At 67.5% G+C, this 15,245-nt stretch carries 17 protein-coding genes; 9 read left to right on the forward strand and 8 right to left on the reverse strand.

Annotated elements, in window-relative coordinates:
- Positions 1–2: 2 nt before the first annotated feature.
- Genes R5N89_RS03730 through R5N89_RS03740 form a run of 3 tightly spaced genes read right to left on the reverse strand, consistent with a single transcriptional unit; the run spans position 3 to position 2,352 of the window.
- Positions 3–869: a phosphatidylcholine/phosphatidylserine synthase gene (locus tag R5N89_RS03730; protein ID WP_354680696.1), complete on the reverse strand. Its 867-nt coding sequence runs from the start codon at positions 867–869 to the stop codon at positions 3–5.
- A 6-nt stretch (positions 870–875) separates the two neighbouring features.
- Positions 876–1,553 carry a phosphatidylserine decarboxylase gene (locus R5N89_RS03735; RefSeq protein WP_110570275.1) on the reverse strand — a complete coding sequence of 226 codons (678 nt, stop codon included), beginning with the start codon at positions 1,551–1,553 and terminating at the stop codon, positions 876–878.
- A gap of 34 nt (positions 1,554–1,587) precedes the next feature.
- A complete protein-coding gene (locus R5N89_RS03740; RefSeq protein WP_265001323.1) occupies positions 1,588–2,352 on the reverse strand; it encodes a class I SAM-dependent methyltransferase in 765 nt (254 codons plus the stop codon).
- Here R5N89_RS03740 and R5N89_RS03745 point away from each other — a divergent pair.
- From R5N89_RS03745 to phaR, 3 genes are all read left to right on the forward strand, one after another.
- A complete protein-coding gene (locus tag R5N89_RS03745; RefSeq protein WP_265001324.1) occupies positions 2,351–2,473 on the forward strand; it encodes a hypothetical protein in 123 nt (40 codons plus the stop codon). The two genes, R5N89_RS03740 and R5N89_RS03745, sit on opposite strands and share 2 nt — an antisense overlap.
- An 11-nt stretch (positions 2,474–2,484) precedes the next feature.
- Positions 2,485–3,216 (forward strand): hydroxyacylglutathione hydrolase, encoded by a 732-nt coding sequence (gene gloB / locus R5N89_RS03750; RefSeq protein ID WP_110568910.1) that lies wholly within the window; start codon positions 2,485–2,487, stop codon positions 3,214–3,216.
- A 249-nt stretch (positions 3,217–3,465) separates the two neighbouring features.
- On the forward strand, positions 3,466–4,002 hold the full coding sequence (phaR, locus tag R5N89_RS03755; RefSeq protein WP_244192151.1) for a polyhydroxyalkanoate synthesis repressor PhaR: 537 nt from the start codon (positions 3,466–3,468) through the stop codon (positions 4,000–4,002).
- Between the two features lie 183 nt (positions 4,003–4,185).
- Here the strand turns inward: phaR and R5N89_RS03760 are convergent, their stop codons facing one another.
- The 5 genes from R5N89_RS03760 to R5N89_RS03780 all read right to left on the reverse strand — a co-directional run bounded on the left by R5N89_RS03760 (position 4,186) and on the right by R5N89_RS03780 (position 7,681).
- Complete coding sequence (locus R5N89_RS03760) at positions 4,186–4,935, reverse strand: 1-acyl-sn-glycerol-3-phosphate acyltransferase (RefSeq protein WP_110568908.1); 750 nt, start codon at positions 4,933–4,935, stop codon at positions 4,186–4,188.
- A 75-nt stretch (positions 4,936–5,010) separates the two neighbouring features.
- Positions 5,011–5,640 (reverse strand): YdcF family protein, encoded by a 630-nt coding sequence (locus R5N89_RS03765; RefSeq protein ID WP_110568907.1) that lies wholly within the window; start codon positions 5,638–5,640, stop codon positions 5,011–5,013.
- On the reverse strand, positions 5,637–6,581 hold the full coding sequence (locus R5N89_RS03770) for an ABC transporter permease (protein ID WP_110568906.1): 945 nt from the start codon (positions 6,579–6,581) through the stop codon (positions 5,637–5,639). Before R5N89_RS03770 ends, R5N89_RS03765 begins: the two co-directional genes overlap by 4 nt.
- Positions 6,581–7,252 carry a cell division ATP-binding protein FtsE gene (locus R5N89_RS03775; protein WP_110568905.1) on the reverse strand — a complete coding sequence of 224 codons (672 nt, stop codon included), beginning with the start codon at positions 7,250–7,252 and terminating at the stop codon, positions 6,581–6,583. Before R5N89_RS03775 ends, R5N89_RS03770 begins: the two co-directional genes overlap by 1 nt.
- A 21-nt stretch (positions 7,253–7,273) precedes the next feature.
- The gene (locus tag R5N89_RS03780; protein WP_110568904.1) at positions 7,274–7,681 is read right to left on the reverse strand and encodes a hypothetical protein; all 408 of its coding nucleotides are present in this window, start codon (positions 7,679–7,681) and stop codon (positions 7,274–7,276) included.
- A gap of 133 nt (positions 7,682–7,814) precedes the next feature.
- Between R5N89_RS03780 and R5N89_RS03785 the strand changes: the two genes are divergently transcribed.
- The 6 genes from R5N89_RS03785 to R5N89_RS03810 all read left to right on the forward strand — a co-directional run bounded on the left by R5N89_RS03785 (position 7,815) and on the right by R5N89_RS03810 (position 15,237).
- Complete coding sequence (locus R5N89_RS03785; protein ID WP_110568903.1) at positions 7,815–8,408, forward strand: chemotaxis protein CheW; 594 nt, start codon at positions 7,815–7,817, stop codon at positions 8,406–8,408.
- Positions 8,405–9,787, forward strand: coding sequence for a protein-glutamate O-methyltransferase CheR (locus tag R5N89_RS03790; RefSeq protein ID WP_110568902.1), 1,383 nt, complete (start codon positions 8,405–8,407; stop codon positions 9,785–9,787). The genes R5N89_RS03785 and R5N89_RS03790 overlap by 4 nt, the downstream gene beginning before the upstream one ends.
- Positions 9,787–10,338, forward strand: coding sequence for a chemotaxis protein CheW (locus tag R5N89_RS03795; protein WP_110568901.1), 552 nt, complete (start codon positions 9,787–9,789; stop codon positions 10,336–10,338). Before R5N89_RS03790 ends, R5N89_RS03795 begins: the two co-directional genes overlap by 1 nt.
- 6 nt (positions 10,339–10,344) lie before the next feature.
- Entirely contained in the window at positions 10,345–12,027 is a 1,683-nt protein-coding gene (locus R5N89_RS03800) for a methyl-accepting chemotaxis protein (protein ID WP_110568900.1), read from the forward strand.
- Between the two features lie 10 nt (positions 12,028–12,037).
- Positions 12,038–14,140 carry a response regulator gene (locus tag R5N89_RS03805; RefSeq protein WP_110568899.1) on the forward strand — a complete coding sequence of 701 codons (2,103 nt, stop codon included), beginning with the start codon at positions 12,038–12,040 and terminating at the stop codon, positions 14,138–14,140.
- A gap of 80 nt (positions 14,141–14,220) precedes the next feature.
- A complete protein-coding gene (locus R5N89_RS03810; protein ID WP_110568923.1) occupies positions 14,221–15,237 on the forward strand; it encodes a chemotaxis protein CheB in 1,017 nt (338 codons plus the stop codon).
- Positions 15,238–15,245: the final 8 nt, after the last annotated feature.

Here is a 15,245-nt window from a genome sequence, read left to right on the forward strand (position 1 = left end):
TTCTAGCCCGGGCTGTGGGGCGCGGGTTCGTCACTTTCCTGCAAATCTTCCGCCGCGCGCCGCAGGCGGTGAAAGCTGCGCCTGCTGATGGGCAGGAGCAGGATATAGATCACGCCTGCCGCCGCAAGCGCGCCCCATGGCTCGGCAATCATGATGGCGGCATACGCCCCCGTGCCCAGCATGGTGGGCAGGATGAACGGCGAAGGCACCTTGAAGTTCTTGAACGACCAGACCGGCAGGGTCGACACCAGCAGGAAGGCCGTGCCGCTGAGCGTCAGCGCGGGCAGGAGCGGCTCGCGGGTGAAGTCATACAGCCAGGTCAGGTGCAGGCGCTGCGCCTCCAGCCCCAAAAAGAGCGGAAACAGCGCCAGCCCCGCACCGGCAGGTGCCGGCACGCCGGTAAAGAAATTGGCGGCGTATTTGGGCTGGTTGGCGTCATCATCAAGGCTGGCGTTGAAGCGTGCCAGCCGCAGCGCCATGCATACCGTGAACATGATGCACGGAATGTAGCCAAACCGCCCGCCTTCATGCAGCGCCCACAGGTACAGCACAAAGGCGGGGGCCACCCCAAAGCACAGGAAGTCGGACAGGCTGTCGAACTCCGCGCCAAAGCGGCTGGTGCCGCGCAGCAGCCGCGCGATGCGACCGTCAAGCCCGTCGATGCACGCGGCAATGAGGAGGGCCGTGGCCGCGCCGCCAAAGCGTCCCTCCAGCCCGAATCGCATGCCCGTCAGGCCCGCGCACAGGCCGAGCATGGTCATCAGGTTGGGGATCATCCGGTTGAACGACAGGCCCCGCACGCGGGGGCGCTGGCGTTTTTTCAGCCTGCGGATGCGGCGTGACCGGTCGGCGGGGGGAGGAACTGCCATAACCGCTTAGAGCCGTGCCATCACGGTTTCGCCGCCGATCATGGTCTGCCCGACCTCGACAAGCGGGGCCACGTCAGCGGGCAGGTATAGATCGGTGCGTGAACCGAAGCGGATCAGGCCGAAGCGCTCGCCGGCCTCATACTGCATGCCTTCTTCGGCATCGCACAGGATGCGGCGCGCGATCAGGCCTGCAATCTGCACCACGGCAAGCTGCCGCCCGTCCTTGAGCGTGAGCCGCAGGGCGTTGCGCTCATTGAGTTCGGAGGCCTTGTCGAGGCTGGCGTTGAGGAACTGCCCCGCATGGTACGACACGCGCGTGACCGTGCCCGCGATGGGCATGCGGTTCACATGCACGTCGAGCACCGACAGGAACGTGGCGATACGCCAGACCGGGGCATTGCCCATATCGAGTTCCGGCGGCGGAGCCACTTTCTCGATCGAGACGATATGCCCGTCCGCCGGGGCCACGGCCACGTTGGCTTCGGCCGGGGTGACGCGCTCGGGGTCACGGAAGAAATACAGGCAGAAGCCGAAGAACAGGCCACTGGCCGTACCAAGCAGCTTTGTCGCCCGCCACGGCAGCAGCCGCCCGATCCCGGCGCCCGCGCCAGAGGCGAGCAGGAAGGGGCGCGCAGCCGGGTGCGGCGGGGCAAGGACAAGCTTGAGGGATTGAATTAGCGACATGGGACAATGTTCATGGAGATTCCCGCAAAATTGGTCAAGTATCCTGCGCGTTTCCATCCCGCTGGCGATGGGTGAGGCTGCGCGAAAACAGCCGCGCGGGCCGCAGCCGCAGCCCTGCGGGCATGATCGTGGCCGGGCGGGTGGGCACGCCGGCGTAAATGTCTTTCACCGCCTCGATCATGCATACGCCGCCGAGCCGGGGGAAAAGGGTCCGCCCTGTCCATTCCGCCATGGTGGCGGGGCCTGCGGGGCAGGGACCGGCGGGGGGAATGTACAGGGCATCTTCATGGCGCTCGGCGCGGAAGCAGGCATTGGCCAGCCAGCGGTCGATCTGGCGGCGCGAAAAGGGCGTGCCCTGCCCGAAGGGTGAATTGTCAGCGTGCGCCCACAGCCCGGCCCGGTTGGGCACAATGAGCAGCAGCACGCCATCATCCTTGAGAATTTTCCAGACCTGGCGCAGCAGGGTGTTCTTGTCCTCGCTGGTTTCAAGCGCGTGGATCATGAGGATGCGGTCGAATTTCAGGTCATCGAAGGGCAGGCTGTCGCCACGCACCACGCAGTCGCGGCCCTGCCACGGGCCGCCCTCACGCGTGACGGGCGTGTCGAGCCTTGCCGAGAAGCAGGGCTGCCCGGCCCGGTCCCATAGCGGCAGGAAGGGCAGGGCGTAGCCAAGCCCGAGCATGTGGCCACGCGCCCCCTCCGGCCAGAATCCGGCCATGCGCTGCCCGAGCAGCCGGGCGGCCATCTGGCCCCGGCGGGAAGCATAAAAGCTTGCGGCGGTGTGCATGTTGGCGCCCATGGGTGTTACACTAACAGGCGATAAGCCCGCGCACCATGCCCATGGCGTTACGGGTGGCCGCATGGCGCGCCGATCGGGTCTGGACAGGGCGCGTTATGGTGGCATCAGCCAGTATTTCTGAAAGGGGGATTCATGACACGGAAGCTTTTGATCGAGGCGGTTCCCATCCTGTCGGACAATTACGCCTGGTTCGTGCATGATGGCCCGTCAGGCCCCGCCGCCATGATCGACCCCGCTGAGGAAGCGCCGCTTGTCAGCGCCATCGATGAAGCGGGCGGGCGGCTGGACATGATCTTCCTCACCCACCACCATGTCGACCATATTGCCGCAGCCGAGGCCCTGCGCCAGCGTTATGGCGCGCGGATCGTGGGGGCGGCGGCGGATGCGTACCGCCTGCCACCGCTCGATATCGCGGTGCGCGATGGCGATGTGGTGCCGTTTGGCACGCAGCAGGTGCAGGTGATTGCCACGCCGGGCCATACCTCAGGCGAGGTGTCGTATTATTTCCCCACGGGGCCTGCGCTGTTCTGTGGCGATACGCTGTTCAGCATGGGCTGCGGGCGCCTGTTCGAGGGCACGCCGGCCGACATGTTCGCCTCGCTCCGCCGCATCAATGCCCTGCCCGGTGAGACGCTGCTGTGCTGCGGGCATGAATATACGCAGTCAAACGCGCGTTTCGCCCTGCATGTTGATCCGGACAATCCCGCCGTGCAGGCGCGCGCGGCCGAGGTCGCCACCCTGCGGGCGCGTGGCCTGTCCACCCTGCCAGTCAGGCTTGATGTGGAGCGTGCGACCAATCCCTTCCTGCGCGCGCCCGACGTGGCGACGCTGGGCCGGTTGCGAAAAGAGAAGGACAGCTTCTGACACAATACGTCATGAATGCACCCGACAGGGCGCGTGTGGCCTTACGGGCGCAAAAAGCCTGCGCATGGTCCACCGGCGGGGCAGGATATGGCGTTCTGTCAGGGTGGAAAGTAAAGGTTTAATGATAGGGCTCATGGTCGGGGCGCGGGTTATGCCCTAAAGGAAAAAGGCACGCCTCACGCTCAGGGCGTCCGCGCGGGGCGCTGTGGCCCCTCGGCCCGGTTCCCGCGCCATGTGAAAGGAAGGCATGTGTCGGTCTCTTCTGCTCCCGTCGTTATCAAGAAATATGCCAACCGGCGGCTGTACGATACCGAAGTGTCGGCATACATCACGCTCGAGAACCTGATGGACATGGTCAAGCTCGACCGTGCCTTTGTCATTCTCGATGCCCGCACCGGCGATGACATTACCCGTGGCGTGCTCGCCCAGGTGATGCTTGAGGAGGAAACGCGCGGCCGCGCCATGCTGCCGGTCGCCTTCCTGCGCCAGCTTATCCGCTGTTATGGCGATAGCCGGCAGGGCGAGGTATCTGACTACCTTGAGCGCATGATGGGCGAATTCATGGACCGCCAGGCCCCGGATGCGGCGGGTGACGGGCTTGAGGCGCTCGGGCACGAGCAGGCCGCCGTGGTGCGGCAGGCCATGTCGCTGTTCACCTCGCTTTACGCCGTTGAGCGCGCGGGCAACCGCACGGTGGAGAACCTGCTGCAGGAAATCATGGACCTGCGCCAGCAGGTGAAAACGCTGCAGGACCAGCTTGAAGGTCATCCCCCCACGGCGGACTGACGGGCAGCGGTTCTTTCTCTGCCGCCCCGATATGCCGCCGCGCATTCCGCCGTGCGGGCGGGGCGGAGGACCGGCACGGGCAGCTATCTGCAATCCAGTTGGCGCGCAGTTACGCGTGCGTGCACCCTCCATCGCCATAACCGCACGTGATGTCGTGGCGCGGGCAGGGATGACGCGCGTGTGTCATGCGCCCGCAGGTTGCCTTGCGGCGGCGGGAGCCTGCGGCACGGGCAGGCCGTTGCCCGTGCATAATTCATGCCACGCGTCGCCAATGGCGGGCAGAAGCTGCGCGCGCTTCAGCCCCGCGGGCAGGGGCCTGCCCACCACGATGTGAATGGTGCCTGGCGTCTTGACCAGCGCCTTTGGCCCCCAGTGCAGCCCCGCATCGGTCGCGACCGGAATGACCGGCAGGCCGGTATGGGCTGAAAGGGCGGCAATGCCCGGTTGCAGCCTGATCGGCGCGCCGGGCGCGGTGCGCGTGCCTTCGGGGAAGATGATGATCTGCCGCCCTTCCTTGGCCGCCCTGTCGGCCTCGGCCAGCAGGGCGCGCAGCGCTTTGGCGCCCCCATCGCGGTCCACGCCAATCATGCCGGTCAGGCGCAGCATGGGGCCAACCAGCGGGATGCGCTCAAGCTCGCGTTTCATGACATAGGTGGGCAGGGGCACGATGTTCATCCATGCCAGCGTGTCGAACATCGACTGGTGCTGGCATGCCAGCAGGCACGGGCCGGGCGGCAGGTGCTCCAGCCCGCTTACCTGTATGTCGATGCGGCAGATGCGTTCCAGCCCGCGCAGGGTCAGCCCGGTCCACAGCTTGGCATAGGCCAGCGCGTATTTTTTGCCGAACAGCCGGATGGCGAAGGCCGCGATCCCCATCACAAGGGTCAGCACGATAAAATACAGGTTGAACACGAAGGCGCGCAGTACGGTCATGGGGCTAACAGGTCCATCGGGGTGGTTCAGCGCTATCCTAACACCAGAAAACGCCGTGGGCGACAAGCCGCCCGCTCACCCCATGGGCGCGGCAGGGCGCGTGTCGGCATGGTTGAGCAGGCCATGCAGCGGGCGGGTCAGGCGGGCGACATCAAGGCAGGCGAGCAGCCATTTGTCATATTCCACCACCATGAGCCGGATCGTGCCGGGGTGCAGCGGCTGGCGCAGGGCAGGCGAGCGGATGGGGTAGCCATACAGGCGCACGCCGGGCACGGTGCGCGCGATCTCGAGCATGGCGCGGCGGATATGGTAGCCAGCGGTCACCACGATCACGCTCTTCATGCCGTATTCATGCACCCAGGTGGCGGTTTCATCCGCATTGCCCAGCGTGGAGGCGGCGCGGTGGCCCAGTGTCGTATGGGTCCACAGCGTCAGGGGCACGGGCGGCGGCTGGTGGCGCAGGAAATCGCCCAGCGTTGCATGCCGGTCCACGCCCGAAATCAGCAACCGGTCGCCATAACCGTGCGCCAGTAACTGAAGCGACTGCTCGATCCGGCCCTGCCCGCCGGTCAGCGCCACGATGCCGTCGGCATGCGGGGGCACGGCAGGCGGGCGGCAGGCATCATTGATGAACCAGCCCAGCCCCGCACCCCACGTGACAAGGCCCAGCAGGCCCGGTAGCAGCAGGCGGCGCAGGCGCGTCATGGCAGGCGGCGCAGCCAGGCCCGCACGGTCAGCTGCGTGGTGGCCCAGCCGGTCAGCCCGGCTGCGGGCGGCACGATCACGAGCATCCACAGCAGGGCGGGGGGCAGCATGGCTGTCCATGCATGCAGGTCGTGCCAGTCAGGCATGGCGGCCGGGGCATCGCTCATGGCGGTAAAGGGGGCGGCAAGGCGCGACAGGGCCAGCAGCATGGGCAGCGCCAGCACGCTGCCGCACACCCCGCCCCACAGCGCCAGCAGCCCCACGCGCGTGGCGAAGCGACCCGAGATGTAGCTATCGGTCGCCCCGAGCGCATGGATCAGCCCGATGGCCTGCCGCCGCGTGAGCAGCCCCGCCCGCGTCGCGGCCATGACCACGCACACCGCCACCGTCATCACCACCAGCACCGCCAGCCCCGCGCAGGCCTGCAGGCTGCCCGCCAGCGCCGCCAGCCGGTCGCTCCATACGCTGTCATGCTCCATCAGCACGCCCGGCGCCTGCGCCTGCAGCCGGGGCAATACGCCTGCCGCCACGTCCTGCCCCGGGACTGTGTGCAGTTCGATCACGGCGGGCAGGGGCAGGCTGGGGTCGCCGGTCTGCTCGATCCACGGGGCGAGCAGCGCGCGCAGTTCGGCATCGCTCAGGCGATGGGTGTCGGTAATGCCGGGGGTGGCGGCGAGGGTGGCCAGCACCGCGTCGATGCGGGTTGCGGGCATCTGGCCCATGGCGGCTGTGGCCGTGGCGGGGTCGGTGGGGCTGGGCACCTGCACGGTGGTTACGGCGCCCGCCCCATGCGTCCAGCGTTGCGAGAGGCTGTGCGCCGCAATGCCGCCTGCCAGCGCGAGCGCGGCAAGAAACGCCATGCTGCCCACAAGGAACGGCAGGAACCGCCCCGGTAGCGCCTGCCGCAGGGCCAGCCCGTCATGATAGCGCTGGCGGGCCATCAGCCGTGATCCCGCACGAGATGGCCGTGGAGCAGTTCGATGGTGGGGGCGGGGTATTTCGCCACGATGGCATCGTTATGGGTGGCGACCACAATGGTCGTGCCCAGTTCTGCCAGGCGGTGGAACATGCGCATCAGGCGGCCGGCCTGGCGTTCGTCAAGCGCATTGGTCGGTTCATCGGCCACCAGCAGGGCGGGGCGGTAGATCACGGCGCGCGCAATGGCCACGCGCTGCTGCTCACCGCCCGAAAGCTGCGGTGGCAGGGCCTCGAGCCGGTTTTCCAGCCCCACCCATTTCATGATGGCGTGCACCTCATGCGCAATTTCGGCCTCTGCCCGGTGCTGCAGGCGCAGCGGCAGGGCCACGTTGTCGAACACGCTCATGTCGGGCAGCAGGCCAAAATCCTGTTTCACCGCCCCGATGCGCCGCCGCAGCCGCGCCAGCCCCGCCCGCCGCGTCTGCCTGACCGGCACGCCCAGAATCTCGACCATGCCCGAACTGGCCTGCACTTCCAGCGACAGGATGGACAGCAGCGACGACTTGCCCGCGCCTGACGGCCCCAGCAGCCAGCGGAATTCGCCCTGCGCCACGTCGAGGCTGACATGCGACAGCGCGGCCACGCCGGTCTGGCTGCCACCATAGGCGTAGCTGACATCATGCAGGCGGAACATAGGGCGGGTCCGTCCGTTTATTTACATGGTGCGCGCGGCGATGGTGGACAGCGTGGCGCATAATGCCGCCAGCGCCATGAGCATCAGCCCGTCAAACACCAGCGAGGACGGCGTGAGAAAATGCGAGCCCACCTCAAGATGATCGGGAATGGAGTGGGCCACATGGGCAATCATGTCGCGGGCCTGCGGGTCGCTGCCCGCCGCCCCGTTGACGATGCCGATCACATGCGGCAGCGCGCTCCAGCCAATGCCCAGCACCAGCACCAGCGGCGCCACCAGCTCGGAAATCTGCTGCACGAGGTAGAACGCAAAATAGAACACTGCCCACACGCCAACTTTCGTGATGCGCGACATGTTCAGCCCGCCGGGGGGGGCTGCGTCAGGTGGCAGCGTGCGGTCCTGGGAACGGTTGGAAAAGGAACTGTCCATCAAAACAAGACTCCGGCATGGGGCGGCTTCCCCGGATTGTAGGAAATGCATTCCTGCCCGAGGTAGCGATGGCTTGTATTAAATGCAAACTTCTGCCTTGTGCATATGGCAAACAGCGAAGGTCGCCGGAGCAATGGATCACGCCAGCCCACAGCAGGCCGCAGCACGGGGGGCAGCCCGCCCCGATGCCCCGCCGGTCATGGTGTTTCGGGTGGGAGAGCGGCAGTACGGCCTGCCCGCAGGGCTGGTGGTGCGCGAGTGCATGCCCGTGCCCGCCCTGCGCACGCCCATGGTGGTGGTGGCACATGTTTCAGGCTGGTTCCACCTTGGGGCGGAGATGGTGGCGGTGCTTGACCTTGGCGTGCTGCTTGGCGTGCGCGCCCAGGCCGTGCGCGCGCCGCTCGATCTGCTGTACCGCCCGCTGCTTTTGTGCAACCAGCCCGGTGGCGGCTGTGTCGCGCTGCTGGTTGATGCGGCCCTTGATGTCATGCGCCCGCAAAAGGGCAGCCCTGCCATGGTTGACGCAGGGACCGGGGAAGCCGAGGGTGCGGGGCAGGAACTTGAACTGGGGGATGGCAGCATTGCCTTCATGTTGCGCATGACCGACATCCTGGATGATGATGAACGCATGCGGCTCGACAGCCTGCTCGAGCGCACCCGTGCGCGCGCGGCGCTGTGGGCGCAGACGGACCCCGATGCCACTACAGCAATGGATGGCGCGCCGTGAGCGGATCGGTCGCTTTTCCGCCCGTAGGCTTTCGCAGGCTGGTCAATGCCGTGACCCGGCGCACCGGCCTGCATTATTATGTCGACAAGGCCGACCTGCTTGAAGAGGTGGTGGGCGCGCGCATGCGCCTGCATGGCTGCCTTACCTGCCATGACTACCTGGCCCTGCTGGCGGATGCGGAGCGCGGCGATGCGGAATGGCGCGAGCTGGAATCGGTCATCACCATCGGGGAGACCTTCTTCTTCCGCTATGCCGAGCAGTTCGCGGCCCTTGAGCGGACCATCCTGCCCCGGCTGATTCGCAAGGCGCAGGCAACGCGTCATCTGCGGATCTGGAGCGTGGGCTGCGCCAACGGGGCCGAGCCTTACTCCATCGCCATCGTGCTGACGCGCCTGCTTGAAGAGGCGGCCGAGAAACTGGCTGACTGGCGGATCGACATCCTGGGCACCGACATCAGCACCCGCGCCCTCGATCAGGCGCGCGAGGCCGCGTTCAGCGCGTGGAGCCTGCGTGACATTGCCCCCACGCAGCGCGCGGAATGGTTCACCCCGGTCAGCGCGCGCCTGTGGCGGCTGCATGAGGGGTACCGGCGCATGGTCACCTTCCGCTACAGCAACATCCTTGACCTGCTGCGCCCCGATGGTGGCCCCGCAGGTCCGTTTGACCTGATCCTGTGCCGCAACGTGCTGATCTATTTCGCGCAGGCGCAGGCGGTGGGGCTGGTTCACGCCATGGCGGGGCGGCTTGTGCCCGAGGGGTGGCTGCTGCTGGGGCATTCGGAACCGGTTTCCGATTTCAGGCCGTTTCTCGAGACCGTGCGCCTGCCCGGCACGCTGGCTTTCCGCGCGCCCTTGCCGGGGGGCGTGCAGGCTGCGCCCGTCGCGGCACAACCGCAACCCGCGCGCCATGTGCCGCGTGCGGCAGTGCCAGTGGCGTTGCCCGATAGCACGCCCATCGCCGCCGCGATCCGCCGCGTGGCCGATGGGGGGCACGTGGTGCGCGCCATACAGATGTGCCGCGACCATCTGGCCCGGCATCCGGTTGACGTGCGCATCCATTTCCTGTTCGCCGTGCTGGCATGGGGGAATGGGAACCTGCTGCAGGCCGAGGAATCGTTCCGCCGGGTCATCTATCTGTGCCGCGACCACGTCATGGCGCGCTGCTACCTTGCCCGCCTGCTTGAAGATGCGGGCGGCCACGCGCAGGCCGCCCGCATCCGCGCGCAGATGACCGAACTCGCCAGCCGCTGCCCGCCCGATGCCCCCCTGCCTGATGGCGATGGCCTGACCGCAGGCGGCCTGCTGCGGCTGGTGCGCCAGCTTGATGAGTCGCCCCGCGCCCCCGTAGCCTTGGCCCGCGCGCAGCGGGTGCCCTCCTGATGGCGCGTTTTGCCAGCCCTCCCATCGCCGTTTCCCCCGTGGCAGGGCGCGAGGCCTTTGCGCGGCGCGTGCTGGCCGACCGGGCGCGCATCATGGCCGCCCGCGCCAATACCGAAGGCCCCGCGGTCCCCGCGCGCCCGCTGGTCATGCTGGATCTGGCAGGCCAGTGCTGCGGGGTGGACCTGCATGCCGTGCTGCGCGTGACCGACCCGGTGTGGAGCGACATGCCGCGCAGGCCCGACTGCCCGCCCGGCGTGCGCGGCGTGCATGGCTATCAGGGTGATCTTTATACCGTGTTCGACCTGTCGGTGCTGCTGGGTGGCGCTGCGCTGGCGCAGCCCGGTGTCATGCTGCTGCTGCGCTCGGTCTCGAGCATTCCGCTCGGGCGCATCGCCCTGCTGGCCAGCGGGGCGGGGGGCACGGTGGACATTACCGCAACGCCTATCGCGCTTACGCCCTCGGGCTTTCCGCAGGCCAGGCTGGCCGATGGGCGCAGCATGACGGTCATTGATCCCGCGCGCCTGTTTTCTTCCCGTTATGTCGGAGTGTGAAGTCCCGTGACTATCGCCAATCGCCTGCTGTTCGGTTTCATGGTCGGTGTCCTGCTCATGGTTTCGCTGGGCATCTATGCGCTGGGGCAGATCCGCGACGTGCGCGACGAGATGACCATCATCGTCACGCGCGACCTGTCGGTCTATCGTGAGCTGACCCATATCCGCGCCAATGAGAACGACCTCGTCGCCCGCAGGCTCGCCATCCTGGCGCATTACTACGCCCATGATTTCGAGACTGCCCCCGCCGTGCTCGAAGACGCCATTGCCAGCTGGGATGAAAAGGCCCGCGAGGCTGACAGCCTGCTCGCAGGCGTGCTCTCCCGTGCTGAGGAGGGCGGGCGCCTTGCGCGCAGCAACGACCAGCGCGAGATGTTCAATACCGTTGCCAGCCAGTTGCGTGACATTTCCAGCCAGTTCCAGATGGATACGCGAGGTGCCGGGCTTCTGTTCCAGGCCATCCGCGCGGGCAATGACCCCAGCGTGCGTGAGCAGGCCTCGCGCATAGACAGCCGCGAACAGTCGATCGACCTGCTCGTGGGCCGCGCCGCCTCGCTGCTCGACCACGGGGTGCAGGTGGCCGAAACCCAGGGTGCCGCCTCCTATGACTACAGCCGCCGCTCGCTGGCCATTGGCATGGTGCTCGCCGTGGTGGTGGCGCTGATCGTGACCTTCTGGACGCGGCGCTCGATCATGGAGCCGATCTCGTCGATCATGCATGTGATGGAACGCGTGGGGCAGGGCGACCTTGCCACGCGGGCCAAGGTGGGCGGCATGGGCGAGGAGCGCGATGAAGTGGCCCGCCTTGCAGCAGGCCTGAACCGCATGATCGATGGCCTGCGCGAGATCGCCCGCCAGAGCGGCGAGGTAACGCAGAACCTCGATGCGGCGGTGGCCGAGATCCGCGCCTCCACCCAGCAGCAGGCCGCAAGTGTTGAAGAGCAGTTTGCCGCCGTGCAGGAAACGGCGGCCACGGTGGACGAGATTACCCATTCGGGTGCCCAGATCAGCAAGCGCGCGCGTGAGGTGATTTCATCAGCGGAGGTGATCGTGCATAGTTCGGCCAGCGGGCTTGAAGCGGTGGAGGAAACCGCCCGCGCCATGGCCCACACCCATGATGGCGCCGAGGCCGTGGCCTCGAACATCGTGGCCCTGTCCGAGCGCACCGAGGCGATCAGCGAGATCATTGCCTCGGTCAATGACCTGTCGGAGCGTTCGCACCTGCTTGCCCTCAACGCCGCGATCGAGGCGGCGGCGGCAGGCGAGCATGGCCGCTCGTTTGCCGTGGTGGCCGCCGAGATGAAGATCCTCGCCGACCAGTCGCGCGACGCCACCCAGAACGTGCGCGCCATATTGGGCGACATCCAGCGTGGCATCAACACCTCGGTCATGCTGACGGAGGAGGCGGTCAAGCGCGTCTCGGCGGGCAAGGAACGCACCGACATCGCCTACCGCACCATCGAGCGCATGACCGGCGGCATCCAGGAGGGCGTGAATGCCTTCCAGCAGATCGTGGCGTCAACCAACCAGCAGCAGATCGGCATCGAGCAGGTCATGACCGCGCTGCAGAGCATCCGCCAGGCCAGCCAGCAGACATCGGGCGGCACGCGCAACCTCGAGGTCTCGGCCAGCAATCTTGGCAAGCTGTCCAAGCAGCTCCTCACCATTTCCGCGCGTTACCGGACCTGACGGTCGGCCCGTGGACAACCTGAGGGATGAATTGCTGGCGGTATTCGATGCCGAATACCGTGACCACCTGCGGGCCATCCGCGCCATTGTGGCTGCGGGCTGCCCGGATGCGCAGGGCCTTGCGGAAATCTTCCGCCGTGTTCATTCCCTCAAAGGAGCGGCGCGCGCGGTTGAACTGCCGGTGGTCGAGGGCGTAGCCCACGCGCTGGAGAACCGCCTCTCCGCGCTGCTCTCGGCCCGTGCGTTGCCCGACGCCGCCGATCTTGCCGCCATTACCGATACGCTCGACGAGATCGACCTGCTCATGACCGCCGCCCCGGCGGATACGCATCCCGCCCCTGATGAGACGGCGGTGCAGGTGGAAAACCCGGCCTATGTGCAGGTGCCCGTGGCCCGGCTCGATGCGCTTGCCGCCGCCGTGCATGACCTCATGGCCGTGGCCGACCGGCATGAGCGGCTATGGGCGCAGGTGATGGACCTGCTTGGTGATGCGCGGGCCGTCATGCACGCGCCCGAGCGCATGCGTGCCGACCCGGTGGCCGAATTCGCGCGCATGACGCGCAGGCTGATGGGGGTGGGGCGCGAGCGTGAACTCATGGCAGGCCAGATCGACCGCGCCCTGCTGCGCCTTGGCGAGGAAGTGCACGCCGTAACCCTCGTGCCTGCCGAGAGCGTGTTCGGCTCGCTGGCCGCCATGGCCCGGCGCATCGCGCGTGAGCATGGCGGCCCGGAAGCGGGCGTTGAGGTGCACATGACCGGCATGGACGTGCAGACCGAGCGCCGCGTGATGCAGGCATTGCGCGATCCGGTCATTCACCTTGTGCGCAATGCCATCGTGCACGGGCATGAAACCCGCGCCGAGCGGCTGGCGGCGGGCAAGTCGGAATGCCTCAACATCACCATTGCCGTCACCATGACCGGGGTGCGGCTGCAGGTAGCGGTCAGCGATGACGGGCGCGGCCCTGACCTGCGGGCCATTGCCGCCCGCGCGGCGGGGCAGGGGCTGGTCCATGCCGATGCCCCGCTTGATGCGCGGCAGTTGCTGGCACGCGTGTTCGAGCCGGGTTTTTCCACCCGTGGCAAGGCCGACAGCCTGGCCGGGCGCGGTGTGGGGCTTTCGGTTGTGGCGGAAGCTGCGCGCGCACTCCATGGCAGCGTGCGCATGGAGCAGCGCCAGCCCGCGGGCACCACCGTCATCCTGACCGTGCCGGTCTCGCAGCGCCAGCGCACCGTGCTGCTGGTTGAAAACGCGGGCCAGTCCCTTGGCCTGCCCGGCCGGGTGATCCGCCACCTGCTGCGCGTGCGGCGCGACGAGATCCGCATGCTGGCGGGCATGCCGTTCGCCGTGGTGCCCCACCCGCCCGATGGCACGGGCGTGAGCAGCGAACAGCGCGACGAGGAACTGGTGCCGCTCGTGCCGCTGCGGGCCTTCGTGGGTGATGAAAACGCCCCGCTGCCGGTGCGCGATGGCGCGGTAAGCGTGGTGGTGATGGAGGTCGATGGCGTGCGTTGCGGCTTTGCCGTCGAGCGCATGGTCGATGTGCGCACGCTGCTGGTGTCAGACGCCACCGCCGTGGGGCTGGATAGTGAACTCGTGCCCGGCATAGCCTGGCCGCGCGAGGACCAGCCGGTGTTCGTGCTCAGTCCCGACCGGCTGTTTGCGCGCTGGCGCGAGCGCGGCAATGGCGGGGGCGCGCATTTCAGCGATGCGGACAGCGCCGCCCCCGTGGCGCCCGTGCGCCACGCGCCGCTGGTGATGGTGGTCGATGATTCGATCACGACCCGGACATTGCAGAAAACGATCCTCCAGTCCCACGGTTATGACGTGTGCCTTGCCGTGGATGGGGAGGAGGCGCTGGCCATGCTCCAGCAATCCTCGCGGCATGTGGATGTGGTGGTGACAGATGTGGAAATGCCGCGCATGGATGGCCTGGCCCTGCTTGCCGCCATGCAGGGGGATGCGCATCTGGCCCATATTCCCGTCGTGCTCATGACCTCGCGCGATGATGGCGATGATATCCGTCGCGGCATGGAAGGCGGCGCGCGCGCCTACCTGACCAAGCAGCGCTTCGATCAGGGCGAACTGATTGATACCATAAGGGGGCTTTTGTGAACGTGATCGCGCCCCAGCCCGCCCAGCCACCAAGGCGCGTGCTGATCGTGGAGGATTCGGCGGTATTGCGCCACCTGCTCATGCGCGTGGTGGCCGATGACCCGCGCCTTGAACTGGCCGAAGCGGTGGAAACGGCGGAGGAGGCCCTGCGCCTCGTGCCGCGCCTGCGCCCGGACGTGATCTCGATGGATATCTGCCTGCCGGGCATGGACGGGCTTGAGGCCACGCGGCAGATCATGGCGCATTTTCCCACCCCCATCGTGATCGTGAGCGACACGCTGGGCGGGCAGGCGACGCATGTCTCGATGAACGCGCTGCGCTCGGGCGCGCTGACGGTCATCGAGAAGCCGCAGGGCCTCACGGGCAGCGCGGGCGCTGTCGTGGCGCAGGGCATTGCCACCCAGCTTTACATCATGAGCCAGGTGCCGGTCATCCGGCGCAGGCTGATGCAGGCGGAGCCCTCTCGCCACAAGGGCATGTGGTCGCGCCCGCTTGCCATTCACCCCCGCATCCTGGCCATGGCCGCCTCCACCGGGGGGCCGACCGCGTTCGCCCGCGTGCTGGGCGACCTGCCGCCCGACTTCGCGCTGCCGGTGGTGCTGGTGCAGCATATGGGCCAGAGCTTCATGGAGGGTTTTGCCCGGTGGCTCGACCAGCAGGTGGCGCTGCCGGTCCGGATTGCCCAGCACGGTATGCCGCTCGAGCGCGGGCAGGTGCTGGTGGCGCCGGGCAACCGGCACATGACGGTGGGCACGCGTGGCGAGGTGCTGCTGCATGACTCGGCCCCGGTGCAGGGGCAGCGGCCCTCGGCTGACGTGCTGTTTTCCTCAGTGGCAAAGGTTTTTGGCGCCGATGGGCTTGGCGTGCTGCTGACCGGCATGGGCGAGGACGGCGTGGAGGGGCTGGGCCGCATCCGTGCGCGCGGCGGCTACACGGTGGTGGAGGACCGCAGCACCGCCGTCATTCACGGCATGCCCGGTGCTGCCGAACGCGTGGGGGCGGCGTGCATCAGCCTGCCGGTGCACGAAATCGCCCCCCATATCCTCCGGGCCATGGCGGGCGGCCCGGTTCCCTCCCAAGACCCCCTGGCTGGATAAGACGACCC

It is taken from the genome of Komagataeibacter sucrofermentans DSM 15973 (assembly GCF_040581405.1).
Taxonomy (GTDB): domain Bacteria; phylum Pseudomonadota; class Alphaproteobacteria; order Acetobacterales; family Acetobacteraceae; genus Komagataeibacter; species Komagataeibacter sucrofermentans.

Bases quoted from the DNA above. Each gene is read 5' to 3' on its own strand.
- R5N89_RS03730 (WP_354680696.1), bottom strand. From the start codon at position 869: ATGGCAGTTCCTCCCCCCGCCGACCGGTCACGCCGCATCCGCAGGCTG.
- R5N89_RS03735 (WP_110570275.1), bottom strand. From the start codon at position 1,553: ATGTCGCTAATTCAATCCCTCAAGCTTGTCCTTGCCCCGCCGCACCCG.
- R5N89_RS03745 (WP_265001324.1), top strand. From the start codon at position 2,351: ATGGGTGTTACACTAACAGGCGATAAGCCCGCGCACCATGCCCATGGC.
- R5N89_RS03740 (WP_265001323.1), bottom strand. From the start codon at position 2,352: ATGGGCGCCAACATGCACACCGCCGCAAGCTTTTATGCTTCCCGCCGG.
- gloB (WP_110568910.1), top strand. From the start codon at position 2,485: ATGACACGGAAGCTTTTGATCGAGGCGGTTCCCATCCTGTCGGACAAT.
- R5N89_RS03760 (WP_110568908.1), bottom strand. From the start codon at position 4,935: ATGACCGTACTGCGCGCCTTCGTGTTCAACCTGTATTTTATCGTGCTG.
- R5N89_RS03765 (WP_110568907.1), bottom strand. From the start codon at position 5,640: ATGACGCGCCTGCGCCGCCTGCTGCTACCGGGCCTGCTGGGCCTTGTC.
- R5N89_RS03770 (WP_110568906.1), bottom strand. From the start codon at position 6,581: ATGGCCCGCCAGCGCTATCATGACGGGCTGGCCCTGCGGCAGGCGCTA.
- R5N89_RS03775 (WP_110568905.1), bottom strand. From the start codon at position 7,252: ATGTTCCGCCTGCATGATGTCAGCTACGCCTATGGTGGCAGCCAGACC.
- R5N89_RS03780 (WP_110568904.1), bottom strand. From the start codon at position 7,681: ATGGACAGTTCCTTTTCCAACCGTTCCCAGGACCGCACGCTGCCACCT.
- R5N89_RS03785 (WP_110568903.1), top strand. From the start codon at position 7,815: ATGGATCACGCCAGCCCACAGCAGGCCGCAGCACGGGGGGCAGCCCGC.
- R5N89_RS03795 (WP_110568901.1), top strand. From the start codon at position 9,787: ATGGCGCGTTTTGCCAGCCCTCCCATCGCCGTTTCCCCCGTGGCAGGG.
- R5N89_RS03810 (WP_110568923.1), top strand. From the start codon at position 14,221: ATGCGCGTGGTGGCCGATGACCCGCGCCTTGAACTGGCCGAAGCGGTG.